This is a genomic window from Saccharopolyspora terrae (assembly GCF_004348435.1).
GTDB lineage: Bacteria > Actinomycetota > Actinomycetes > Mycobacteriales > Pseudonocardiaceae > Saccharopolyspora > Saccharopolyspora endophytica.
Genome location: NZ_SMKS01000082.1, coordinates 1 through 23,176 on the forward strand (window position 1 = coordinate 1; position 23,176 = coordinate 23,176).

Sequence of the window (23,176 nt, forward strand, 5' to 3'; positions counted from 1 at the left end):
GGGTGGGGCTGTGCGCAGGGAAGTGGGCGGTGGGGTTCTCCGGCCACGTAGGCTCTTGGTGTGCTCTCCGTGGTTCCTACACCGATCACCGTCCGCGTCCCGGCGAAGGTGAACCTCCACCTCTCGGTGGGTGACGCGCGTCCGGACGGCTACCACGAGCTGGTCACCGTCTTCCAGGCTCTGTCGCTGACCGACGACGTCACGGTGGTGGCGGCGGACGAGCCGACCATCGAGGTCAAGGGCGAGGGAGCCGACGAGGTCCCCACCGGACCGGAGAACCTCGCGTGGAAAGCGGTGCGGCTGCTGGCCGAGCACTGCGGGCGCGATCCGGAGAACCCCGGCGTGCGGATCTCGATCAACAAGGGAATCCCGGTCGCCGGCGGCATGGCCGGTGGCAGCGCCGACGCCGCCGCCACGTTGCAGGCGGTCAACCAGCTCTGGCGGCTGGAACTGGGCCGCGACGAGCTCAGCGAGCTCGCCGGCAAGATCGGCAGCGACGTGCCGTTCTCGCTGCAGGGCGGCACCGCCCTGGGCACCGGACGCGGCGAGCGGCTGGTCCCGGTCCTGGCCCGGCACACCTACCACTGGGTCATCGCGCTCGACCGCGAAGGCCTGAGCACCCCCGGCGTCTACGGCGAGCTGGACCGGCTCCGCGCGGACAACGGCAACGGCCGCATCGGTGAGGTGGAACCCCTGCTGGAGGCGCTGGCCTCCGGCGACCCCCGGCAGCTCGCGCTGCTGCTGGGCAACGACCTGCAGTCCGCGGCGGTCTCGCTGCGCCCGGGCCTGCGCCGCACGCTGCGCGCGGGCGTGCAGGCGGGCGCGCTGGCCGGCATCGTCTCGGGCTCCGGCCCGACCTGCGCCTTCCTGTGCACCGACTCCGACGAGGCGGTCCGGGTCGCCGCGGAGCTCTCGGGCGCGGGCGTCTGCCGGACCGTCCGCGTCGCGCACGGCCCGGTGCCGGGGGCCAAGGTCGTCTCCGAGGAGCCGGCCCACCGCCCCACCCCGCCCCAAGTCCACGCGTGATGGAGTAGTCGAAACCTCGATGGTGAACCTGGTCAACCTGGAAACGGTCAGCAAGTCCTACGGCGTGCGCCCGCTGCTGGACGGCGTGTCGCTGGGCGTGTCCGAAGGCGAGCGGATCGGCGTCGTCGGTCTCAACGGCGGCGGCAAGACGACGCTGCTGGAAGTCCTCGCCGGTTTCGCAGAACCCGACGACGGCCGGGTCTCGCAGTCCCGCGACCTGCGGATGGCCGTGGTCACCCAGCGCACCGAGCTGGACGCGGACGCCACCGTGCGCAACGCGGTCCTCGATCCGCACGGCTTCACCGCCGAGCACGAGTGGGCCGCCGACCCGCGGGTGCGATCGGTGCTGGGCGGTCTGGGCATGACGCGGCTCGGCCTGGACACCCCGGTCAAGAACTTCTCGGGCGGCGAACGCCGCCGCGTGGCGCTGGCCGCCGCGCTGGTGCGCGACCTCGACCTGCTGGTGCTCGACGAGCCCACCAACCACCTCGACATCGAAGGTGTGCGCTGGCTGGCCGATCACCTGCTGGAACGCAAGTGCGCGCTGGTGATCGTCACGCACGACCGCTGGTTCCTCGACACCGTCTGCAACCGGACCTGGGAGGTCGTGGACGGCAAGGTCGAGCAGTACGAGGGCGGCTACGCGGACTGGATCTTCGCCCGCGCCGAACGCGCCCGCATCGCGCAGGCCACCGAGGAGCGGCGGCAGAACCTGGCGCGCAAGGAACTCGCCTGGTTGCAGCGCGGAGCGAAGGCCCGCACCTCCAAGCCCCGCTACCGGGTTGAGGCGGCCGAAGCGCTGATCTCCGATGTCCCGGAGCCGCGCGACTCCGTCGAGCTGCTGGCCTTCGCCAAGCGCCGGCTGGGGCGCACCGTGCTGGAGCTGGAGGACGTCGACCTGCGGATCGCCGACCGGGCGCTGCTGGAGAACGTGACGTGGCGGATCGGGCCGGGCGACCGGATCGGTCTGGTGGGCGTCAACGGGTCCGGCAAGACGACGCTGCTCAAGCTGCTGGCGGGGGAGCGCGAACCGGACGCGGGCAAGCGCGTCGAGGGCAAGACGGTGCGCATGGCGCACCTGACGCAGGAGCTGCACGACCTGCCGGGCAACTGGCGGGTGCTGGAGGCGATCGAGAACGTCGCCAAGACCGTCACCCTCGGCAAGTACGAGCTGTCGGCCTCGCAGCTGGGGGAGCGGTTCGGGTTCGGCAAGGGCAGGCAGTGGACGCCGGTCGGCGATCTCTCCGGTGGCGAGCGCCGCCGGTTGCAGCTGGCGCGGTTGCTGATGGCCGAGCCGAACGTGCTGATCCTCGACGAGCCGACGAACGACCTGGACATCGACACCCTCCAGCAGCTGGAGGATCTCCTCGACACCTGGCCGGGCACGATGATCGTGGTCTCGCACGACCGGTACCTGGTCGAGCGGGTCTGCGACAGCGTCCACGCGCTGTTCGGCGACGGGAAGCTCACCCACCTGCCCGGCGGGATCGACGAGTACCTGCAGCGGCGTCATTCGCTGCTGGCGGCGGAGAGCAGCGTCGGCAAGCAGGCCACCGACGCGCCGGAGTCGCGGGGGCTGTCGGGCGCCGAGGAGCACGCGGCCCGCAAGGAGCTCTCCCGATTCGAGCGGCAGCTCGACAAGCTCGCCAAGCGCGAGTCCGACCTGCACGAGAAGCTCGCCGAGGCGGCCACCGAGCCCGACCGCCTGGCCAAGCTCAACGCTGAGCTCCAGTCCTTGCAGCAGGAGAAGGACGACCTCGAAACCCGCTGGATGGAGCTGGCCGACCAACTCGGGTAGCGCGGCCTCTCAGCGGCACCTGGCGGCTCTTCGCAGCCCGGAGCTCCCTGGTGGTGCGATCGGAACGCTCCGCTTTCGACGGAGGTGACGGACTGCTCCGGTGATCCGTTCCCCGATTGCGGGAGCTTTCCGCGTGCACGGTCGGGCGTTGAGGCGTGCCTCCGGGTTTTCCGGATCGTAAGCTGCGTCACATGAGTCGGTTCGTGGAGACCTTGGTGGCGTCGGCTCGGCAGAACTCCGGTGAAGGGGCTCGCGGGCTCATCACCGGAGAACCCGCGGAGCCCCTGTTCAGGAGCTGGGCGCAGGTGCACGACGCGGCGCTGCGGATGGCCGGCGGGCTGGGCGAGCAGCTCCGGCCCGGCACGGCCGTCGCGATCCTGGCCGCCGATCCCGGTCTGATCGGTCCCGCCGCGCAGGCGGTGTGGCTCGGCGGTGGCAGCGTGACGATGCTGCACCAGCCGACGCCGCGCACCGACCTCGGGCACTGGGCCGAGGACACCCTCAAGGTGCTGAAGATGATCGGCGCGCGGCTGGTGCTGCTCGGCCCACCGTTCGAGCAGCTGGCGGGGGTGCTGGAGGACAACGGCATCGCCTACCGCGACCTCGCCGGTCTCGCCGCCACCGACGCGGAGCCGCTGCCCGGACCGGTCGAGGTCGGCGAGGACGAGACGGCGCTGCTGCAGCTGACCAGCGGTTCCACCGCCGATCCGAAGGCCGTCCGGATCACCCACCGCAACCTCAACGCCAACCTGCACGCGATGGTCACCGCCGCCGAGCTCGACCCCGAGCACGACGTCGCGGTGTCCTGGTTGCCGCTGTTCCACGACATGGGGATGGTCGGTTGCCTGACCGTGCCGATGGCGATCGGCATGACGACGGTCAAGATCACCCCGTCGGACTTCCTGGCAGGGCCGCTGGTGTGGCCGCAGCTGATCAGCAAGTACCGCGCCACGGTCACCGCCGCGCCGAACTTCGCCTACGCCGTCGTCGGCCGCCGGATGGCGCGCGCCGACGAGGACTTCGACCTGTCGAGCCTGCGCTTCACGCTCAACGGGGCCGAGCCCATCGATCCCGCGGCGACGCAGGCGTTCACCGACGCCGGGGCGCGCTTCGGCCTCACCCCGGACTGCATGGTGTGCGCCTTCGGCATGGCCGAGGCGACCCTCGCGGTCTCGTTCGCCCCGCTGCGTCGCGGCTTGGAGACCGACGTGGTCGACGCCGAGGGCTTGGAGAAGCGGCACGTCGCCGAGCCGGTCGATTCCGAGGAGCCGCACGCGCGCCGGTTCGCGCTGCTGGGACACCCGCTGCCGGGCCTGGAGGTCGACGTCGTCGACGACGAGGGGGAGGAGCTCGCCGACCGGCAGGTCGGGCGGCTGCGCATCCGCGGCGAGGCCGTCACCCCGGGCTACCTCACGGTGGACGGTCCGCAGGAGGTGCAGGACGCCGCCGGCTGGCTGGACACCGGTGACGAGGGGTACCTGGCCGACGGTCAGGTGGTGATCTGCGGGCGTCGCAAGGACGTGATCATCATGGGCGGCCGCAACATCTACCCGGTCGACATCGAGCGGGCCGCCTGCGAGGTCCCGGGGGTCCGCGCCGGCAACGCGGCGGCGGTCCGGTTGGAGGCGGGCAGCAGGCGCGAGCGCTTCGCGGTGGTGCTGGAGTCCAAGCAGGCGGGGTCGGAGGACGCGGAGAAGGCGCTGCGCAAGGAGGTCGTGTCCCGCATCGTCGACGCCGTCGGCGTCCGCCCCGCGGAGGTCGTCGTGCTCCCGCCGGGGACGCTCCCGAAGACGCCGTCGGGGAAGCTCCGCCGGGCGGCCACGGCGGACCTGGTGCCGCATCGGTGAGCGGTCCGAACTGTCCGGGCAGAACGGGTCCTGATCACGAGTTGTTCGGACCAGAACGGCCCGCTGGCGCGGTGACCCGGCGCCGTCGCGTCAGTGGAACTCGTTCTGGGCTGCTTCCAGGCCCTTGGTGACCAGCGCTTCCACCGCGTCGGCGCAGAGGTCGATGAAGTAGGCGAGCTCTTTGCGCTCGGTGCCGGAGAAGTCCTTGAGCACGTAGTCGGCGGGGTCCATCCGGCCGGGCGGGCGCCCGACGCCGAAGCGGACTCGGAGGTAGTCGCGGGTGCCCAGGGACTTGGAGATGGAGCGCAGCCCGTTGTGGCCGTTCTCGCCGCCGCCCTGCTTGATCCGGATCGTGCCGTAGGGCAGGTCCAGCTCGTCGTGGATGACGATCAGCGACTCGGGCGCTGTCTTGAAGAACTTCACCGCGCCGGCGACCGGGCCGCCGGAGAGGTTCATGAACGAACGCGGCTTGACCAGCACGGACCGGGCGCCGCCCAGCCGCCCTTCGACGGCGTCGGCGCCGGACTTGTGGGACTTGAACTTGCCGCCGACGCGAGCGGCCAGCTCGTCCGCGACGAGGAAGCCGATGTTGTGCCGGTTGCCCTCGTAGCGCGGACCGGGATTGCCCAGCCCGACGATCACAGAAACCGCGTCCGCAGTGGTCACGGAAGTAAGTCTCCCTCTTGTCGAGGCAGAACCCGCGCCGCCCCCGGCTGGGGGACGGCGCGGGAGCGCCCGACGTCGTCAGGCTCAGGCTTCTTCGGAAGCCGCTTCCTCGGCGACCTCTTCGCCCTCGGAAGCGGACTCCTCCTCCATGGAGGCCGAGGCCTCGGAGACGTTGACGACCATGGTCTCCGGGTCGGACACCAGGGTCGTGCCCTTGGGCAGCTTCAGGTCGGAGGCGTGCAGCTGGGTGCCGATCTCGGCGCCCTCGATCGACAGCTCGATCTGCTCCGGGATGTGCAGGGCCTCGGCCTCGACCTCGACCTCGGTGAGCTCCTGGCTGACCAGGGCACCGGAGGCGGCGTCACCGGAGACCACGATCGGGACGTTGACGGTGACCTTCTCGCCGCGCTTGACCAGCAGCAGGTCGACGTGCTCGATGTAGCCCTTGATCGGGTGGGCGGTGATGGTCTTGGTCAGCGCGAGCTCCTTGCCGGAACCCGCGACCTCGAGCGTCAGCACCGCGTTGTGGCCGTTCTCACGGATGGCGCGGGCGAACTCGACGCTGGGCAGCGACAGGTGCTTCGGGTCGGAGCCGTGGCCGTAGAGGACCGCGGGGATCTGGCCGGCACGACGGGTGCGGCGAGCCGCTCCCTTGCCGAACTCGTTGCGCTGCTCGACTGCGATGGTTACCTCGGACACGGTGGTGCACTCCTTGAAGACGTCGGGCGGAACGTGAGTTGTTCGCTGGCCTGCGGCGGTGGGGCGCGCTACTGGGGTGATCGACCGGTGCCGGTGGAAACGGCACCAGGAGAGTGCGCGACATCAGTGCGCCGGAGGAGAATTCGACCGACCGTCACCGTGCCACCGCGCCGATCACGCCGGGCGTACGTCCCGACCTCGCCGAGGCAACCCGAATAGTCTAAACGGTGCTTGCATAGCCGTTTTCGCACGGGTGGACACGACGCCCGAACGGGTCGCCGCGGTGACTCCGCTTACAGGCCCCTTCACCGGGAATCGTTGACGGTTCAAGAATGTTGGTGACGTGTGGCCGGGAAGTCCGCCTACCGGCCGGTGAGACCGCCCGATCGCCCAGGAGTGACCCCATGACCGTGTCCCAGTCCGAGCTCGCCCTCGACGCCGAGGCCCAGAACCTGTTGTTCCGCGAGGCCCGCACCGCCAACTCCTTCAGCGACGAGCCCGTCACCGACGAGCAGGTCCAGGCGATCTACGACCTCGTCAAGTGGGCCCCGACCTCGATGAACCAGCAGCCGCTGCGGATCGTGCTGCTGCGCTCGGCCGAGGCCAAGCAGCGCCTGCTGCCGCACCTGATGGAGGGCAACCGGGCCAAGACCGAGCAGGCTCCGCTGGTCGCGATCCTGGCAGCGGACACCGAGTTCCACGAGAACCTGCCGAAGGTCTTCCCGCACAAGCCCGAGGCCAAGGACATCTTCGCCGACCCGGGTTTCCGGGAGCAGAACGCGAAGCTGAACGCCACGCTGCAGGCCGGCTACTTCTTCCTCGGCGTCCGGGCCGCCGGGCTCGCAGTCGGCCCGATGACCGGGCTGGACGCCGCGGGCATCAACGCCGAGTTCTTCCCGGAGGGCGACCAGCAGACCCTGGTCGTCGCCAACATCGGCAAGCCCGGCGAGAACCCCTGGATGGAGCGCCTGCCCCGCCTCGACTACGACGAGGTCGTCACCACCCTCTGAGGACTGTCCTCGGTCGTTCCGCCCGGCGGTGACCCGATTTCAGTGGAAATCCGTCCCCTGATTTCCACTGAAGCCGGGTTCCCGAGTTCCACTGAAGCCCGGTTCCTGAGTTCCACTGAAATCGGGTGAACAGCTGCAGCGGGTAACTGACCTCGAGGCTCTGAGCCGCGGGTGTGCCGCAGCCGACTGCGGGTGCGGGAGCGAGCGGGTGCGCGGGGGAGTCCAGGTTCGGGAGGACGAGAACGGGCCCCGGTTCAGCTGAACCGGGGCCCGCTTCGTGCCTGGGTGCGCGTCAGGCGCGACCGTCGAAGAGGCTGGTGACCGAGCCGTCCTCGAAGACCTGGTGGATCGCTTCCGCGACGAGCGGGGCGATCGACAGGACCGTCAGGTTCGGGAACCGGCGCTCGTCCGGGATCGGCAGCGTGTTGGTCAGCACGACCTCCTTGGCGCCGCAGTTCGACAGCCGCTCCACGGCGGGGCCGGACAGCACGGCGTGGGTGGAGGCGATGATGACGTCGCTGGCACCGGCCGCGAGCAGCTGCTCGGTGGCCTTGGTGATCGTGCCGCCGGTGTCGATCATGTCGTCGACCAGCACGCACAGCCGGCCCTCGACGTCACCGACGACGCGGTTGGCGACCACCTGGTTGGGCTTGCTGGGGTCGCGCGTCTTGTGGATGAACGCCAGCGGCGTGCCACCCAGGTCGTCGGCCCACTTCTCGGCGACGCGAACACGACCGGAGTCCGGGGAGACCACGGTGATGTTCTGGTCGGTGTAGGTCTCGCTGATGTAGTTCGCGAGCAGCTTCTGCGCCATCAGGTGGTCCACCGGACCGTCGAAGAAGCCCTGGATCTGGTCGGTGTGCAGGTCCACGACCATGATCCGGTCAGCACCGGCGGTCTTGAACAGGTCCGCCATCAGCCGCGCCGAGATCGGCTCGCGGCCCTTGTGCTTCTTGTCCTGACGGGCGTAGCCGTAGAACGGGATGACCACGGTGATGCGCTTGGCGCTGGCGCGCTTGAGCGCGTCCACCATGATCAGCTGCTCCATGATCGCGTCATTGAGCGGCGTGCAGTGCGACTGGATCACAAAGGCGTCGCAGCCACGAACGGACTCGTCGTAGCGCACGAAGATCTCGCCGTTGGCGAACTGGTACGCGGCCTGGGGCGTGACCGTCACGTCGAGCTGCTTGGCCACCTCCTCGGCAAGTTCCGGGTGGCTGCGGCCGGAGAAGAGCTTGAGGCTCTTCTTCGGGGTCGCAGACATGGCACTCACGGTCATCGTCCCTCCCCGTTCGACGTCTCTGCGTCATCGGTCGGTTCATTGCCCAAAGCCCGCTGTGCGGCCTGGTCGGCGGCGGTGCCCGGGCGGCGCTTGGCCACCCAGCCATCGATGTTTCGTTGCCTCCCGCGGGCGACCGCCATCGCGCCCGGGGGGACATCCTGGGTGATCACCGAGCCGGCGGCGGTGTAAGCGCCGTCGCCGATCTCCACCGGTGCGACGAACATGTTGTCCGCGCCGGTCCGGGAGTGTGATCCGATTTTCGTGTGATGCTTGTTCACACCGTCGTAGTTGACGAAGACGGTGGCGGCGCCGATGTTGGACTTCTCGCCGATCGTCGCGTCGCCGACGTAGCTCAGGTGCGGCACCTTGGTGCCCTCGCCGATCTCGGCGTTCTTGGTCTCGACGAAGGTGCCGATCTTGCCCTTCGCGCCCAGCGAGGTGCCGGGCCGCAGGAAGGCGAAGGGGCCGACGTTGGCGTTCGGGCCGATCTCCGCGCCCTCGCCGTGGGTGCGCACCACCGACGCGCCGGGGTGGATCGTGCAGTTCGTCAGCGTGGTGTCCGGGCCGACGGTGGCGCCCTCGCCGACGGTGGTGCCCGCGCGCAGCTGCACGCCCGGCTCCAGCGTCACGTCGCGGGCCAGGGTCACGTCGCAGTCCAGCCACACCGTGGCCGGGTCGATGACGGTGACGCCCTCGCGCATCCAGCGCGTCACCAGCCGGCGGTTGAGCTCGGCCCCGAGCCGGGACAGCTGCACCCGGTCGTTGACGCCTTCGACCAGCCACGTGTCCGAGCAGATCATGGTGCCGACGCTGCGCCCGTCGCCGCGCGCGATGGACAGCACGTCGGTCAGGTAGAGCTCGCCCTGGGCGTTGTCGGTGGACAGCCGCTTGAGCGCGCCGGTGAGGACCTCGGCGTCGAAGGCGTAGACCCCGGAGTTGATCTCGGTGATCGCGGCCTGCTCGGCGGTGGCGTCCTTCTGCTCGACGATGCCGGTGACCTCACCGGAGGTGTCGCGGGTGATCCGGCCGTAGCCGGTCGGGTCGGCGACGACCGAGGTCAGCACGGTGACGGCGTTGCCGGAGGCGGCGTGCTCGTCGAGCATCGCGCGCAGCGTGCCGGCGTCGAGCAGCGGCACGTCGCCGTAGCTGACGAGCACCGTTCCGGCTAGACCGTCGGGGAGCTCGGACAGGCCGCAGGACACGGCGTGGCCGGTGCCCAGCTGCTCTTCTTGGACGGCGGTGGTGATCGGGCGGCCGAGCGAGTCCGACACCGAGCTCAGGTGCTCGGCGACGGCGTCGCGGCCGTGCCCGAGCACGACGACCAGTTGATCGGGATCGATCCCGGCGGCGGCGCGGACGGCGTGTTCGACGAGGGGCCTGCCGGCGATCCGGTGCAGCACCTTCGGTGTCGCCGATCGCATCCTGGTGCCCTCCCCGGCCGCCAGCACGACGGTGCTGACCGGTTCCGGGTGCGCAGCAGCGCGTTGAGAGGAGGGCTGGGCGTTGTCGCCCTGGAGCATCAGCGCTCTCCCTTGATCTCTAGAAGCGGCCTGCCGAGTCTGGATCCGGCGCCGGCCGACGTGCCTGTTGCGTCCAAGCGGGTGAAGGGTAACCGCACGGGTCGTCCTTCACCTTCGGCGCCCCTGCCCTTCCGGCAGCAGCTGCGATGGTACCGCCGTTCGGCTGGACGGTGGCGGACGAAAGGGCCCCCTAGCTGGGCCAATGTGATCTTTCCCCGACCAGTTGACACGTCGCTTCAGCGCGCGTCCGGCGGAATCCAGACAGCTTGATCGATTTCGGACGGCGGCTCGACCGGGTGAGGCTCGGTGCGGTCGTTGACTCCGGAGAGTGCTGTGACGCGGTTCCCGCCGTTGCGCTTCGCCTGGTACATCGCGGCGTCGGCGCGGGCGAGGACCTGCGCGGCGGACTCCTGCGGGCGCATCGCGACGACGCCGATCGACAGCGTCACACCTCGGGACAGCTCCGGCGCCAGGCAGTCGACCGCCTCCACGGTGCGGTGCAGCGCCGCCTCGGCGGCGCTGAGCGTCGCGCCGGGCAGCAGGACCACGAACTCGTCACCGCCGTAGCGGGCCACGAAGTCGTCGGTGCGCAGCGAGTCGCGCAGGTTGCGGGCGACGGTGCGCAGCACGTCGTCGCCTTCGGCGTGCGAGCAGCGGTCGTTGACGCCCTTGAAGCCGTCCAGGTCGACCAGCGCGACCGCCAGCGGCTGCACCTCCGGGGCGCCGAGCAGGGTCTCCAGCCGGTCGTCGAGCGCGCGCCGGTTCGACAGCCCGGTCAGCGGGTCCTCGCGGGCCTGCCGGGTGATCGCGTCGTGCTTGTGGCTCAGCCGCGAGTTCTCCAGGCGAGTGGCCAATGTGGACACCCGGGCCTCGCGCATCGCCCACAGCTCGGTCTCCAGCTCCAGCGCGTAGTCGCGCAGGGCGTCCCGGGGGCGGTCCGGGGCCAGCTCGGTGAGCAGCGCGAACTCCCTGGCCAGGGAGATCCGCAGGGTCGGTTCGGAGGAGTCGTGGCTGAGCGTGGTCAGCGTCTCCGACAACACCCGCACCGCGTCGTCGCGGTGGTCGCCGCGGACCAGGCAGCGGGAGAGCGCGATCGCCATGATGATCTGCTCCCGCGGGTGCATCGAGCGGTCGAGGTGGCGCATCTCCTCCAGCCGCGTGATGTGGTCGGCCGACGGGGAGGCCAGGGCGTGCGCGGCGCCCAGCACCGGCATCTGCTCGGCGGCGGTGCGGTTGGACACGCGCGGGAACAGCGATTCCCGCCACGGGCCCTCGACGGCGACGGCGAGCGCGGAGGCGGTGGAGAACTGGCTGGCCGCCTCGTCCTGCAGGCCGACGCGTTCCAGCCGCAGGCCCCAGCCCAGCTGCATGCGGCAGCGGTTGATCATGTGCACGGCGATCTCGTGCGGCCCGCCGCTCTCGCGGATGCGCTGGTGAGCGCGGGCCATCACCTCGTCGGCCATCTCGTAGACGCCCAGCTGGGTCAGCACCAGGCCGATGTCGATCAGCGAGGTGGCCAGCAGGCGCTCCCAGGAGCGGCGGCCGAGCGTGCGGTCGGGGGCCAGCTCCTCGTCGAGCATCGCCAGGCCGTGCGCGACCTCGGTCAGCGCGTTGTCCTCGGCGCCCACGAGCAGCGCGCGTCGGCCGCGCAGCGCGTGCGCGTCGGCCTGCAGCACTTCGAGGCCGTGGCGCTTGGTGTGGCTGAGCAGCTCGTCCAGCAGCGCGTCGGCGCTGTCCACCAGTTCGGCGGTGGTCAGGCGCAGGGCGGCGCAGTGCCGGAGGAGCTGGGCGACGATGCGCGGTTCGCCCCGGCGCTGGGCTTCGGCGAGGAGGTTGTCGGCTTCGCGGATCGTGCTGGACTGGCCGGCCGGGGCGCTGTGCTGGCCGACTGCGTTGAGTTCGCGGGCGCGACCGACCAACCACGCGTCGGATACCTCGCCCAGCGTGGTGACCGGATCTTCGCGCACGGCGGCAGTGTCGTCGCGCAGCGGCGCACACCCCCTGTTCACCTTGTCTCCCGGGGATCCCGGGCGGTGCGCGTCGCCGCGCACCGCGTCGGGCCCGGGAGGGCTGCTCGCTCCGCCGCCAGGATTCGAACCTGGACCATCGGAACCAAAATCCGAGGTGCTGCCTTTACACCACGGCGGATTGGGCGCATCGGGCCCCCGGAACCGGGCGTTGCGCGCCGGCGCCGCAGCGTGAGCTTACCGGTCGATGACAACGCCCGGTGGCACCCTGCCGAGATCGTCACGTGGCCGGCCGAATCCGACTGCCGGCCGGGGTCGCGCGGGGGTCGGGGACGCGGTGCCGGGCGGCAGGGCGGAGCGAGCGGCTGCCGTCGTTGGGGTCGAGGTGTCGCGGGAAGTCGGGGGCTGAGGCTCGGAAGCCCGCACGGCTGGTTCTGGGCAGGCACACCGGGGAGACGGAACGGGACGGACCCCGGTTGCACGGCGAGATGCGGACGATCGGGTGAACACATAAGTGAAGACACGCCCGGAAAATAGCGACACGCCGCTTTTTCTCTCCTGGGGGTGACGATTTCGCATCAAACAACCTACGCTAGCGTAAGTTACGGTCCCGTAGGGTGGAGGTGTTGCGGGACCACGACCACCCGGTGCTGACAACCGTTTACCCACCTCCCCAACGCCATTCGAGGTATTGAGCATGACCGCAGCAACCGAGCGCGTCGCCGCTCCGGGCGTCGGCGCTGAATCCGGGCCGAAGCCCCTGACCACCGGGCCGCAGTCGCCCGGGCGGTCGTCCCTGGTGTACGCCTTCCTCCTGATCCCGATGACCGCGCTGGTCGCTTCCGTCCCGGTCCTGTGGGGCTGGGGAATCGGCCCGGTCGACATCGCCCTGGCGGTGGCGTTCTGGCTGATCAGCGGCCTGGGCGTGACCGTCGGCTTCCACCGGTACTTCACCCACGGCGCCTTCAAGGCCAACCGCGGCGTCAAGATCGCTCTGGCCATCGCGGGAATGATGTCGGTGCAGGGCCCGGTGATCACCTGGGTCGCCGACCACCGGCGGCACCACGCCTACTCCGACCGCGAGGGCGACCCGCACTCGCCGTGGCTCTACGGCACCTCCGCCGTGGCGTTGACCAAGGGTTTCTGGCACTCCCACATGGGCTGGATGTTCAGCCGCGAGATGACCAACGAGGACCGGTTCGCCCCGGACCTGCTCAAGGACCGCGACATCGTCTGGGCCAACAAGCTGTTCCCGGTGTGGACGGCGCTGAGCCTCGTGCTGCCGGCGCTGCTCGGCGGGCTGTTCACCTGGTCGCTGTGGGGCGCGCTCACCGGTTTCTTCTGGGCCGGGCTCGTGCGCGTGTCGTTCCTGCACCACATCACGTGGTCGGTCAACTCGATCTGCCACATGATCGGTGAGCGGCCGTTCAAGAGCCGCGACAAGGCCGCCAACTTCTGGCCGCTGGCGATCCTGTCCTTCGGCGAGTCCTGGCACAACTCGCACCACGCCGACCCGACCTGCGCGCGGCACGGCGTGCTGCGCGGTCAGCTGGACATCTCGGCGCGCACGATCTGGATCTTCGAGAAGCTGGGCTGGGCCTGGAAGGTCCGCTGGCCCAACGAGAAGCGCCTCGCGCGCATCGCGGTCACCGACCACAAGGGCTGACCGCTCACGACCGGAGGTGCCCGTGCGGTGAGAACCGCGCGGGCACCTCGTTGTCTCGGGCCTGCACCTCGAACGCGGGTCCCTCACCTAGGGTGGGTCGAGTGGCAGGACGGAGACGCGGGCGCTCAGCGTCCGAACCGGCGGCGCCGACGCGGGCTCCGGCCCGGACGCGCGCCCGGATGACGGGCAAGGAACGACGCCAACAATTGCTGGACGTGGCACGCGCGCTGTTCGCGGAGAAGGGCTTCGACGGCACCTCCATCGAGGAGATCGCCCACCGCGCCGGGGTGTCCAAGCCGGTGGTCTACGAGCACTTCGGCGGCAAGGAAGGTGTGTACGCGGTCGTCGTCGACCGCGAGATGCGCAACCTGCTGGACCTGATCGTCTCCGCGCTCGACGCCGGGCACCCGAGGGTCCTGCTGGAGCAGGCCGCGCACGCGCTGGTCGACTACATCGACGAGAACACCGACGGCTTCCGGGTCCTGGTCCGCGACTCCCCGGTGGCCAGCAGCAGCGGGACGTTCTCCAGCCTGCTCAACGACATAGCCAGCCAGGTGGAGCACATCCTCGGCCTGCAGTTCAGCGCCCGCGGCTACGACGCCAAGCTCGCGCCCCTCTACAGCCAGGCCCTGGTCGGCATGGTCGCGCTCACCGGCCAGTGGTGGCTGGAGGCGCGCAAGCCGAAGAAGGAAGAGGTCGCCGCGCACCTGGTCAACCTCGCCTGGAACGGGCTCTCCCACCTGGAGCACAAGCCAAAACCGACGATCAGGTGACCTGCGCCCAGGAGCTGGTCGCCTCGCTTGGCGAACCTGAGCGGCGCCGAGTCCCACACCCTCGAACAGGGCTTCGTCGCCTCCTCGGAGCCTCTTAGAGCGTGATGCGCAGCAGTTCGTCGTTGGTGCCGTTCGAGGTGGTGACGTAGAGGCTGCCGTCCGGTGCTTGGCGGGCGGCGCGCAGCCGGCCGTGGGTGTCGTCGAGCTCCGCCGGGATCTCCGGCGGGGACAGGGTGCCGTCGGGGTTGGGCCGGAAGACCAGGAGCTTGCTCCCCTTCAGCGCGGGCACCACCAGGGCTCCGTCCAGCTCGCCCCACTGCGGACCGGTGAGGAACTCCGCCGCGCAGACCGCTTCGGTCGACGATCCGGAGGACCACGCCGCGCCCACCGCGTCGGGGAAGCGCTGCAGGTCGGTCATCGGCACCGACTCGTCGTACTCGTCGGTGGTGCCGCCCCGCGACGGGTCCCAGCCGTAGTTGCCGCCGGGCCGCAGGACGTTGACCTCGTCGTCGACGTCCGGGCCGTGCTCGGCGATGAACACCCGGCCGTCGGGGTGCAGCGCGACGCCCTGCGGGTTGCGGTGGCCGTAGGTGTGTACCAGCCGCTCGTTCGGATCGGGGGAGCCGGCGAAGGGGTTGTCCGGCATCGCCGCACCCGTGTCGAGGTTCATCCGCAGGACCTTCCCGCCGAGCGAGGTGCGGTCCTGCGCGATCGGCGGCTGAGCCGTGTCGCCCGTGCTGACCAGCAGCGACCCGTCCGCGCCGAGCTCCGGTCGGCAACCCGAGTGCCTGCCGGAGGAGTTGATCGGCAGGCCGGTGAGCAGGTCGCCGACGCGGTCCGCGCGCGAGCCGTCCTCGGCCAGCCGCCAGTTGACCAGCCGGATGTCGACCGGGTTCCCGCCCTCCTGGTGCGTCTGGCAGGTGATGAAGGTGCGGTTGTGGGCGAAGTCGGGGTGTACGAGCAGGCCCATCAGCCCGCCCTCGCCCTGGGCGCGGACCGAGGCCAGATCGGCCTGCACGTCGCGGGTCTGGCCACCGCTGACCAGTGCGAACTTCCCGGGGCGCTGGCTGATCAGGGAGCTGCCGTCGGGCAGGAAACCGACGTCCCACGCGTGCTCGAGCCCGGAGGCGACCGTCTCGACCTTCAGCTGCGGTGCCGAGGCGCCGGCGGGGTTCGGGGGAGCCGTCGCGCAACCGGCGGCGACCAGGGACAGGACCAGTGCTGCGGTTCTGATGCCTGACATGAAGATCAGTGTGTCACCGATCACGTCTCCGCCAACGGGTCGTCGTGTTTCCGTCATACCAGCGTCGTAGTCTGGGGTACCCACTCCCAGAGTGGCCGCCGCCTCTGGCCCATCCTTCCCGGGCAGAGGTGTGTCCGCATTCGCTTTTCTCCGCTGCGAGGTTGCTCCATGAGCCAGGCCGGTCCCCTGCGCGGACTGCTCGACAACGTGCTGCGCGATCCCGCCCTGCGGCGCCTGGTGGCCGCTGCGGACAGCCCGCGCCTGGTCGTGGAGGGCCCGGCCGCAGCGCGCCCGCTGACCGCAGCCGCGCTCGCCGCTGGAGCGGACCGCCCGGTCCTGCTGGTCACCGCCACCGGCCGCGAGGCGGAGGAAGCCGCGGCCGCGACCGCCGACCTGCTCGGTCCCGAGGGCGTCGAGGTCTTCCCGTCCTGGGAGACGCTGCCGCACGAGCGCCTCTCGCCGCGCGCCGACACCGTCGGCCGCAGGCTCTCGGTGCTGCGCAGGCTGGCCCACCCCGAGGAGCACCCGTGCGGGCAGGTGCGGGTGCTGGTCACCATGGTCCGCAGCCTCATCCAGCCGATCGCACCTGGTCTCGGCGAACTGCGCCCGGTGCGGTTGTCGGTCGGCGACGAGGTCGACTTCCAGGAGACCGTCGAACACCTGGCGGGACTGGCCTACGACCGCGTCGACATGGTCGAGAAGCGCGGCGAGTTCGCCGTGCGCGGCGGCATCGTCGACGTCTTCCCACCCACCGAGGAGCACCCGCTGCGGGTGGAGTTCTGGGGCGACGAGGTCACCGAGATCCGCCCGTTCTCGGTCGCCGACCAGCGCTCCCTGCCCGAGGCCACCGACACCGACCTGACCGCGCCCGCCTGCCGCGAGCTGCTGATCACCGAGCAGGTCGCCGAGCGCGCGGGCAAGCTCGCCGAGCAGCACCAGGCCGACTCGCACCTCGCGGAGATGCTGGGCAAGATCGCCGGCGGCGCCCCGGTCGAGGGCATGGAAGCCCTCATCCCGGCGCTGTGCGAGGGCGAGATGCAGCTGCTCAGCGACCTCGTCCCGGCGGGCACCCACGTCGTCCCGGCCGATCCGGAGAAGATCCACGCCCGCGCCGCCGACCTGGTGCGCACCGGGCAGGAGTTCCTCGAAGCGTCCTGGATGGTCGCCGCCGACGGCGGCAAGGCCCCCATCGACCTGGGCGCTTCGGCCTACCGGGGTCTCGCCGAGGTCGCCGAGCACACCCGCGCCATCGGCCTGCCCTGGTGGCCGCTGACCCAGCTGACCAGCGAGGAAGGCGAGGACGACGAGGTCGTCCGGCTGACCCTCAAGCAGCCCGACGCCTACCGCGGCGAGATCGAGCGCGCCTACGCCGACCTGCGCGCCCACGTCACCTCGGGCGGCGCGGCGGTGCTGGTCGTGGCCGGTGCGGGCACCGCGCAGCGCGCCGTGCAGCAGCTGCGCGAGGCCGAACTCCCCGCCTCGCTGGCCGAGGACGGGCTCGCCGACGAACCCGCGGCCGGCGTGGTCACGGTCGTGCGCGGCGGGCTCGAAGACGGCTTCGCCGCGCCGGAGATCGCGCTGGTGGTGCTCACCGAAGCCGACCTGACCGGCGGCAGGCACGGGACGTCCACCAAGGACATGCGCCGGATGCCCTCGCGTCGCCGCAACGCCGTGGACCCGCTGGCGCTCAAGACCGGTGACTTCGTGGTGCACGACCAGCACGGCATCGGCAAGTACGTCGAGATGGTGCAGCGCACCGTCGGTGGCGCCACCCGCGAGTACTTGGTGCTGGAGTACTCCTCCAGCAAGCGCGGCCAGCCCGGCGACCGGCTCTTCGTGCCCACCGACCAGCTCGACGAGATCACCCGCTACGTCGGCGGCGAGACGCCGACGCTGAACAAGCTCGGCGGCTCGGACTGGAAGAACACCAAGGCCAAGGCGCGCAAGGCGGTCAAGGAGATCGCCGCCGAGCTCGTGCAGCTCTACGCCGCCCGCCAGTCCTCGCCCGGCCACGCCTTCGGCGGCGACACCCCGTGGCAGCGGGAGCTGGAGGACGCCTTCCCCTACACCGAGACCGGCGACCAGCTCGCCGCGATCGACGAGGTCAAGGCCGACATGCAGCGCTCGGTGCCGATGGACCGGGTGATCTGCGGCGACGTCGGCTACGGCAAGACCGAGATCGCGGTGCGCGCGGCGTTCAAGGCGGTGCAGGACGGCAAGCAGGTCGCCGTGCTGGTGCCCACGACGCTGCTCGCGCAGCAGCACCTCAACACCTTCGCCGACCGGATGCGCTCGTTCCCGGTGACCATCAAGGGCCTGTCGCGGTTCACCGACCCGATGGAGTCCGAGCAGACGATCAAGGGCCTGGCCGACGGCGAGGTCGACATCGTCATCGGCACGCACCGCCTGCTGCAGACCGGGGTCCGCTACAAGGACCTGGGGCTGGTGATCGTCGACGAGGAGCAGCGCTTCGGCGTCGAGCACAAGGAGCACATCAAGGCGCTGCGCACGCACGTCGACGTGCTGACCATGTCGGCCACGCCGATCCCGCGAACGCTGGAGATGAGCATGGCCGGCATCCGCGAGATGTCGACCATCCTGACCCCGCCGGAGGAGCGGCACCCGGTGCTGACCTACGTCGGCGCCTACGACCCGAAGCAGGTGGGCGCGGCGATCCGCCGCGAGCTGCTGCGCGACGGGCAGGTGTTCTTCGTGCACAACCGGGTCAGCGACATCGAGAAGGCGGCCCGCCAGCTGCGCGAGCTCGTCCCGGAGGCGCGGATCGTCACCGCGCACGGGCAGATGAACGAGGAGCGGCTGGAGAAGATCATCCAGGGCTTCTGGGAGCGCGAGCACGACGTGCTGGTGTGCACCACGATCATCGAGACCGGCCTGGACATCTCCAACTCCAACACGCTGATCGTCGACCGCTCCGACATGCTCGGCCTCGCCCAGCTGCACCAGCTGCGCGGACGCGTCGGCCGGGCGCGGGAACGCGGCTACGCGTACTTCCTGTACCCGCCGGAGAAGCCGCTTACCGACACCGCGCACGACCGGCTCGCCACGATCGCGCAGAACTCCGAGCTGGGCGCCGGCATGGCCGTGGCGATGAAGGACCTGGAGATCCGCGGCGCGGGCAACATCCTCGGCGCCGAGCAGTCCGGGCACATCGCCGGTGTCGGCTTCGACCTCTACGTGCGGCTGGTGGGGGAGGCCGTCGACGCCTTCCGCAGGCACGCCGGAGCCGAGCCCGCCGAGGGCGAGGAGGAGCTCACCGACGTGCGGGTGGACCTGCCGATCGACGCGCACATCCCGCACGACTACGTGCCCGGCGAGCGGCTCCGGCTGGAGGCGTACCGGAAGCTGGCCGCAGCGGCCAACCCGGACGACCTGGAGGCGGTGCGCGCCGAGCTCACCGACCGCTACGGGCCGCTGCCGGAGCCGGTGGAACGGCTGCTCAAGGTCGCCCGCTTCCGGCAGGTGTGCCGCGAGCACGGCGTCCGCGAGGTGACGTTGCAGGGCACGTCGCTGCGCTTCGCGCCGCTGGAACTGCCGGACTCCAAGCAGGTCCGGCTCAAGCGCCTGTTCCCGAAGGCCGTCTACAAGCCGGCCCTGCGCACCGTCTCGCTGCCGCGCCCCACCGAAGGCGCCGCAGGAGGGCGCATGGGAGCGCCGCAGCTGAGGGATGAGGCGCTGCTCGAATGGTGCGCAGACTTCCTCGAAACCCTCACCACGAACCCGGTTCCGGCTTGATGGCTTTTCCAGTGGTTGTTCTGCTCAGCGGTGCGGGTGGCGGAACCTGACACGCCTTCTGGCTCCGGGATCCGCGACTTGAGTATGTCGAATACGCGGCGCTGCGGCTGTCCTCACCAGAAGACGTGTCAGAACCCGCGGCGGTGCCGGTTGCTCAGGTGGGGCAAGGAGAAAGCACCTTCGGTGCTTGTCTGACGTGGGTTGGGTGCTCTTCTCAGGGTTCTGGCGTTGTTGGCGAGAGTTCGACTTCGGACAGTGTTGTGGCTTCATCTGAGGGTTACTTCGTGAGAGGGTGCCCGCGTGACGATCTCGCTGCGCCGTGGCCGCTTGTTCGCTTCTCTCGCCGTTGCCGGTGTGCTGTTGTCGGGGTGCGGTTCCGGGCCGAGCCAGGTCGGTGCCGCCGCGATCGTCGGTGATCAGCGGATCCCGGTCACCGAGGTGCAGTCCTGGTTCTCCGAGGTGCTGGCGAAGGAGCCGGAGCTCAAACCGCAGCTGCGGGAGCAGGGCCAGTACGACGAGCTCGGGCGGACGCTGGCCGGTCAGCTGGTGCGCCAGGAGCTCGTCGCGCAGGCCGCTCGGGAGAACGGGCTGACCGCGTCCGAGCAGCAGATCACCGACATGATCAACCAGTGGGGTGGTCCGCAGGCCACCGAGGGCAAGATCTTCACGCCCGAGAACCTGCACGAGATGGCCCGCACCGAGGCGCTGGTGACCGAGCTGGGGCGCCGCTACTTCGACGGCCTGGCGGTCACCTTCGACTTCACCCAGGCCACCACTCGCGCCGAGGCCGAGCGCAAGGCGCACCAGATGGCGCAGGGCGACGCGGCCGTGCGCGACCTGATCGCCGCCGACGCCAAGGCGGGTCTCCCGGCCTCCGCGGGTCAGCAGCTGCGCGCGCTCGACAGCCCGAAGCTCGCGGCCTCCACGCCGCTGTTCAGCGCCGAGCCGGGCACGGTCCTGGCCTTCGAACCGGAACCCAACTCGGGCCAGTGGCTGGTCGCGCTCATCCGCGACCGCAAGGCCGCACCGACGGCCAACCCGGCCGGTGGCGTGGACGACCAGACGTTGCAGGGCGTCGGCACCTTCCTGCTGGGCGCCACCGCCGACCGCGTCGGCGTCACCCTCAGCCCCCGCTACGGCGTGTGGGACCCGATCGGCCTCCAGCCCGTGCCGAACGAGGGCGAGACCACGGGCTTCCGCATCGAGCCGCACCACCACGAGGGCGCCTGAGCCGGTTTTCGGCTGACTCCTCCCGGGTGTGGCGCACGTCGCTGAACCTCGGTCGTCCCCGGTTGGGACAATCGTCGTATGAGCGAGCTGCGGGTGGCCGAAGGTACTGCGATCGTCCTGGTGGACGACAGGCTCGGCGAGGCGCTGCCCCCGGCCGCGTTGCCGCTGGTCCGCAAGGCCGCCGCGGTCTTCGCGGGAGCCGGTCTGTCGGTGGCGGCCAAGGCCGCGCTCGACGTTCCCGAAGCACCGCAGGACCTCGTCGAGCGGGCCGCGACCGCGTCGACCGTGCTGATCACCGGTGAGATCGACGCCGTCGCCGAATCGCTGCGCGCCGCGGGAGCCTCCGTCGTCTCCTCGCCCGCGCCCGCCGGTGTGGAGCTGCTGGACGCGGTGACCGTGATGGACCGGCTGCGCTCGCCGGGCGGCTGCCCGTGGGACGCCGAGCAGGACCACGACTCGTTGCGCCAGTACCTCGTCGAGGAGACCTACGAGCTGCTCGACGCGATCGCGGAGAAGGACCGCTCGGCGCTGCGCGAGGAGCTCGGGGACGTGCTGCTGCAGGTCCTCTTCCACGCCAGGGTCGCCGCCGAGGACTCCGAGGACCCGTTCGACGTCGACGCCGTGGCGGCGGGTTTGGTCAGCAAGCTCGTCAGCAGGCACCCGCACGTCTTCGCCGACGACAACACCGTGCTCGACACCGAGTCCCAGCACGCGCGCTGGGAGGAGCTCAAGCAGCAGGAGAAGCAGCGGGAGTCCATCGTGGACGGTGTCGCGCTCGGCCAGCCCGCGGTCGCGCTGGCCGCCAAGCTCACCCAGCGGGCCGGGCGGGCCGGAATCCCGCTGGCCGCGATGCCTTCCGGCCAGGACACCGGTTCGGCGCTGTTCGCGCTGGCCGCCGAGGCCAAGCTCGACGGGATCGACCCGGAGGACGCGCTGCGCGGGGTCGCCCTGGAGTTCGCGGAGCGCATCCGCGCGGCCGAACGCCGCACCCGCGAGGCGGGCGGCACCGCGCCCACCGCCGACGACTGGCACGAGCTCCTCAGCGGTTCCGATGCCTGACCGCCGAGCGCTGGCGCTGCCGCTGCTGCTGGCCCTCGCCGCCTGCTCCCCGCCACCCGCTCCCACGTCCGAGCCGCCGTCGGCGTCGGCCCCGCCGGATCCCGGCGTCGCCCCGCCGGTGGTCGCGCTGCTCGCCCCGGGGGCGTCGTCGCCGGATCGGCCGCAGGCTCAGCTGATCGACTGGTCCGAGCGGATGTCCGACGAGCTCAACATCCCCCGCGCGGCGCTGCAGGCCTACGGCTACGCGCAGCAGGCGATGAACGCCTCCGTCCCCGGCTGCGGGTTGAGCTGGACGGTGCTGGCGGGCATCGGATCGGTGGAGTCCAGCCACGGCAGGCACGGCGGTGCCCGGCTCGACGGGACCGGCAGGCCCGACCCCCGCATCATCGGCTTACCGCTGGACGGCAGCGCCGGGGTCAAGGAGATCCGGGACACCGACGGCGGGAGCCTCGACGGGGATCCGGTGTGGGACAGGGCTGTCGGGCCGCTGCAGTTCATCCCGTCGACCTGGCGCAAGTACGAGGTCGACGCCGACGGTGACGGCGTCGCCGACCCGCAGGACCTCGACGACGCCGCGCTGACCGCCGGGCGGTACCTGTGCGCGGTCGGGCACGACCTGCGCGACGGCGACCGGTTCTGGGCGGCGCTGCTGGACTACAACCAATCCCGCAGCTACGGCCAGGACGTCATCGACTACGCCGACCACTACGGGAAGACCAGCCGGTCACTGCCGGCCCAGGGTTGATCCCGGAGGGTGGTCGGTGTTCGGAAGTGCTGGAGCCGGGGGCTACCTGCAAGTAGCCTGTGCGGGTGATCAGGACCTCGCCAACGGTGCTCGCGGCCCTCGGACGCCTCGTGCTGGCCGTATCGCTGCTGGCCGCGATGGTCGTCGGCGTCGCCCTGGTCAACGTCCTCGGCGCCCCGCCGAAGGCGCCGGTGGCCGCGCCGCCGCGGCCTGAGGACCCCAAGCCCGCGCCGGTCGAGCCCGGATCGATCGCGCCCCCGGTCCAGGCCCCGCAGGTGGAGGCCCCGCCGCAGCCGCAGCCCGGCGTCGATCCCGTGCGGGAGTGGGCGAACCAGATCTCGGCGGTCGTCGACCTCCCGGCTCGCGCGGTCGTCTCCTACGTCAACGCGGACCTGGCGATGCGCGAGCACCAGCCGAGCTGCCGGATCTCCTGGACCACGCTCGCCGGCATCGGCCGCATCGAGTCCAACCACGGCCGGTTCGGCAACCGGCAGCTGCGCGAGGACGGCCGCCCGTCGGTGCCGATCATCGGCATCAAGCTCGACGGCGGACCCAACGTGCGGCTGATCCCGGACAGCGACGGGGGAGCGCTGGACGGCGACGTCGAGCACGACCGGGCCGTCGGCCCGATGCAGTTCATCCCCACGACGTGGCGCAAGTGGGCCACCGACGGCAGCGGCGACGGCCGCGGCGATCCGCAGAACCTCGACGACGCGGCCGTCTCCGCCGCTCGCTACCTCTGCGCGAACGGCCGCGACATGTCCACCGGCTCCGGCTGGTGGCAGGGCGTCATGTCCTACAACAACTCCGTCGAGTACGCCCAGAAGGTCTTCGGCCTGGCCGAGAACTACGCAGCAGCAGGAAACCCCCGCCGCTAACCCCACCCCCAGAC

At 70.9% G+C, this 23,176-nt stretch carries 17 protein-coding genes and 1 tRNA gene; 11 read left to right on the forward strand and 7 right to left on the reverse strand.

Annotation, left to right across the window (positions count from 1 at the left end; translation table 11 throughout):
* Positions 1 to 69: 69 nt before the first annotated feature.
* From E1181_RS27935 to E1181_RS27945, 3 genes are all read left to right on the forward strand, one after another.
* Positions 70 to 1,026 (forward strand): 4-(cytidine 5'-diphospho)-2-C-methyl-D-erythritol kinase, encoded by a 957-nt coding sequence (locus E1181_RS27935; protein WP_132679386.1) that lies wholly within the window; start codon positions 70 to 72, stop codon positions 1,024 to 1,026.
* A 19-nt stretch (positions 1,027 to 1,045) separates the two neighbouring features.
* Positions 1,046 to 2,824, forward strand: a complete 1,779-nt coding sequence (locus E1181_RS27940) for an ABC-F family ATP-binding cassette domain-containing protein (protein ID WP_132679360.1) — start codon at positions 1,046 to 1,048, stop codon at positions 2,822 to 2,824.
* A 191-nt stretch (positions 2,825 to 3,015) separates the two neighbouring features.
* Complete coding sequence (locus tag E1181_RS27945) at positions 3,016 to 4,671, forward strand: fatty acyl-AMP ligase (protein ID WP_132679362.1); 1,656 nt, start codon at positions 3,016 to 3,018, stop codon at positions 4,669 to 4,671.
* 90 nt (positions 4,672 to 4,761) lie between these two features.
* Here E1181_RS27945 and pth read toward each other — a convergent pair whose 3' ends face one another.
* Complete coding sequence (pth, locus tag E1181_RS27950; protein ID WP_132679364.1) at positions 4,762 to 5,337, reverse strand: aminoacyl-tRNA hydrolase; 576 nt, start codon at positions 5,335 to 5,337, stop codon at positions 4,762 to 4,764.
* A gap of 84 nt (positions 5,338 to 5,421) precedes the next feature.
* A complete protein-coding gene (locus tag E1181_RS27955; RefSeq protein WP_132679366.1) occupies positions 5,422 to 6,036 on the reverse strand; it encodes a 50S ribosomal protein L25/general stress protein Ctc in 615 nt (204 codons plus the stop codon).
* A gap of 404 nt (positions 6,037 to 6,440) precedes the next feature.
* Between E1181_RS27955 and E1181_RS27960 the strand changes: the two genes are divergently transcribed.
* Positions 6,441 to 7,046, forward strand: a complete 606-nt coding sequence (locus E1181_RS27960; protein WP_132679368.1) for a malonic semialdehyde reductase — start codon at positions 6,441 to 6,443, stop codon at positions 7,044 to 7,046.
* Between the two features lie 292 nt (positions 7,047 to 7,338).
* Here the strand turns inward: E1181_RS27960 and E1181_RS27965 are convergent, their stop codons facing one another.
* The 4 genes from E1181_RS27965 to E1181_RS27980 all read right to left on the reverse strand — a co-directional run bounded on the left by E1181_RS27965 (position 7,339) and on the right by E1181_RS27980 (position 11,996).
* Positions 7,339 to 8,310: a ribose-phosphate diphosphokinase gene (locus tag E1181_RS27965; RefSeq protein ID WP_235874753.1), complete on the reverse strand. Its 972-nt coding sequence runs from the start codon at positions 8,308 to 8,310 to the stop codon at positions 7,339 to 7,341.
* Positions 8,311 to 8,321: 11 nt separating this feature from the next.
* A complete protein-coding gene (gene glmU / locus E1181_RS27970; RefSeq protein WP_132679370.1) occupies positions 8,322 to 9,848 on the reverse strand; it encodes a bifunctional UDP-N-acetylglucosamine diphosphorylase/glucosamine-1-phosphate N-acetyltransferase GlmU in 1,527 nt (508 codons plus the stop codon).
* A 236-nt stretch (positions 9,849 to 10,084) separates the two neighbouring features.
* Positions 10,085 to 11,815, reverse strand: coding sequence for a GGDEF domain-containing protein (locus E1181_RS27975; RefSeq protein WP_132679372.1), 1,731 nt, complete (start codon positions 11,813 to 11,815; stop codon positions 10,085 to 10,087).
* Positions 11,816 to 11,925: 110 nt separating this feature from the next.
* Positions 11,926 to 11,996 (reverse strand) — tRNA-Gln (locus E1181_RS27980).
* A gap of 516 nt (positions 11,997 to 12,512) precedes the next feature.
* Between E1181_RS27980 and E1181_RS27985 the strand changes: the two genes are divergently transcribed.
* Positions 12,513 to 13,481, forward strand: coding sequence for an acyl-CoA desaturase (locus E1181_RS27985; RefSeq protein WP_132679374.1), 969 nt, complete (start codon positions 12,513 to 12,515; stop codon positions 13,479 to 13,481).
* A gap of 179 nt (positions 13,482 to 13,660) precedes the next feature.
* A complete protein-coding gene (locus tag E1181_RS27990; protein WP_132679376.1) occupies positions 13,661 to 14,254 on the forward strand; it encodes a TetR/AcrR family transcriptional regulator in 594 nt (197 codons plus the stop codon).
* 94 nt (positions 14,255 to 14,348) lie between these two features.
* Here the strand turns inward: E1181_RS27990 and E1181_RS27995 are convergent, their stop codons facing one another.
* Positions 14,349 to 15,497, reverse strand: coding sequence for a PQQ-dependent sugar dehydrogenase (locus E1181_RS27995; protein WP_132679378.1), 1,149 nt, complete (start codon positions 15,495 to 15,497; stop codon positions 14,349 to 14,351).
* 168 nt (positions 15,498 to 15,665) lie between these two features.
* Between E1181_RS27995 and mfd the strand changes: the two genes are divergently transcribed.
* From mfd to E1181_RS28020, 5 genes are all read left to right on the forward strand, one after another.
* Positions 15,666 to 19,250: a transcription-repair coupling factor gene (gene mfd / locus E1181_RS28000; protein WP_132679380.1), complete on the forward strand. Its 3,585-nt coding sequence runs from the start codon at positions 15,666 to 15,668 to the stop codon at positions 19,248 to 19,250.
* A 300-nt stretch (positions 19,251 to 19,550) separates the two neighbouring features.
* Positions 19,551 to 20,480 (forward strand): SurA N-terminal domain-containing protein, encoded by a 930-nt coding sequence (locus E1181_RS28005; protein WP_235877101.1) that lies wholly within the window; start codon positions 19,551 to 19,553, stop codon positions 20,478 to 20,480.
* A 78-nt stretch (positions 20,481 to 20,558) separates the two neighbouring features.
* Positions 20,559 to 21,539 carry a MazG family protein gene (locus tag E1181_RS28010; protein WP_132679382.1) on the forward strand — a complete coding sequence of 327 codons (981 nt, stop codon included), beginning with the start codon at positions 20,559 to 20,561 and terminating at the stop codon, positions 21,537 to 21,539.
* On the forward strand, positions 21,532 to 22,284 hold the full coding sequence (locus tag E1181_RS28015; protein ID WP_132679384.1) for a lytic transglycosylase domain-containing protein: 753 nt from the start codon (positions 21,532 to 21,534) through the stop codon (positions 22,282 to 22,284). The genes E1181_RS28010 and E1181_RS28015 overlap by 8 nt, the downstream gene beginning before the upstream one ends.
* 65 nt (positions 22,285 to 22,349) lie before the next feature.
* Positions 22,350 to 23,162, forward strand: a complete 813-nt coding sequence (locus tag E1181_RS28020) for a lytic transglycosylase domain-containing protein (protein ID WP_235877102.1) — start codon at positions 22,350 to 22,352, stop codon at positions 23,160 to 23,162.
* Positions 23,163 to 23,176: the final 14 nt, after the last annotated feature.

Bases quoted from the DNA above. Each gene is read 5' to 3' on its own strand.
- glmU (WP_132679370.1), bottom strand. From the start codon at position 9,848: ATGCTCCAGGGCGACAACGCCCAGCCCTCCTCTCAACGCGCTGCTGCG.
- E1181_RS27965 (WP_235874753.1), bottom strand. From the start codon at position 8,310: ATGTCTGCGACCCCGAAGAAGAGCCTCAAGCTCTTCTCCGGCCGCAGC.
- E1181_RS27945 (WP_132679362.1), top strand. From the start codon at position 3,016: ATGAGTCGGTTCGTGGAGACCTTGGTGGCGTCGGCTCGGCAGAACTCC.
- E1181_RS28015 (WP_132679384.1), top strand. From the start codon at position 21,532: ATGCCTGACCGCCGAGCGCTGGCGCTGCCGCTGCTGCTGGCCCTCGCC.
- mfd (WP_132679380.1), top strand. From the start codon at position 15,666: ATGAGCCAGGCCGGTCCCCTGCGCGGACTGCTCGACAACGTGCTGCGC.
- E1181_RS27960 (WP_132679368.1), top strand. From the start codon at position 6,441: ATGACCGTGTCCCAGTCCGAGCTCGCCCTCGACGCCGAGGCCCAGAAC.
- E1181_RS28010 (WP_132679382.1), top strand. From the start codon at position 20,559: ATGAGCGAGCTGCGGGTGGCCGAAGGTACTGCGATCGTCCTGGTGGAC.
- E1181_RS27985 (WP_132679374.1), top strand. From the start codon at position 12,513: ATGACCGCAGCAACCGAGCGCGTCGCCGCTCCGGGCGTCGGCGCTGAA.
- E1181_RS27990 (WP_132679376.1), top strand. From the start codon at position 13,661: ATGACGGGCAAGGAACGACGCCAACAATTGCTGGACGTGGCACGCGCG.
- E1181_RS27940 (WP_132679360.1), top strand. From the start codon at position 1,046: ATGGTGAACCTGGTCAACCTGGAAACGGTCAGCAAGTCCTACGGCGTG.
- E1181_RS27995 (WP_132679378.1), bottom strand. From the start codon at position 15,497: ATGTCAGGCATCAGAACCGCAGCACTGGTCCTGTCCCTGGTCGCCGCC.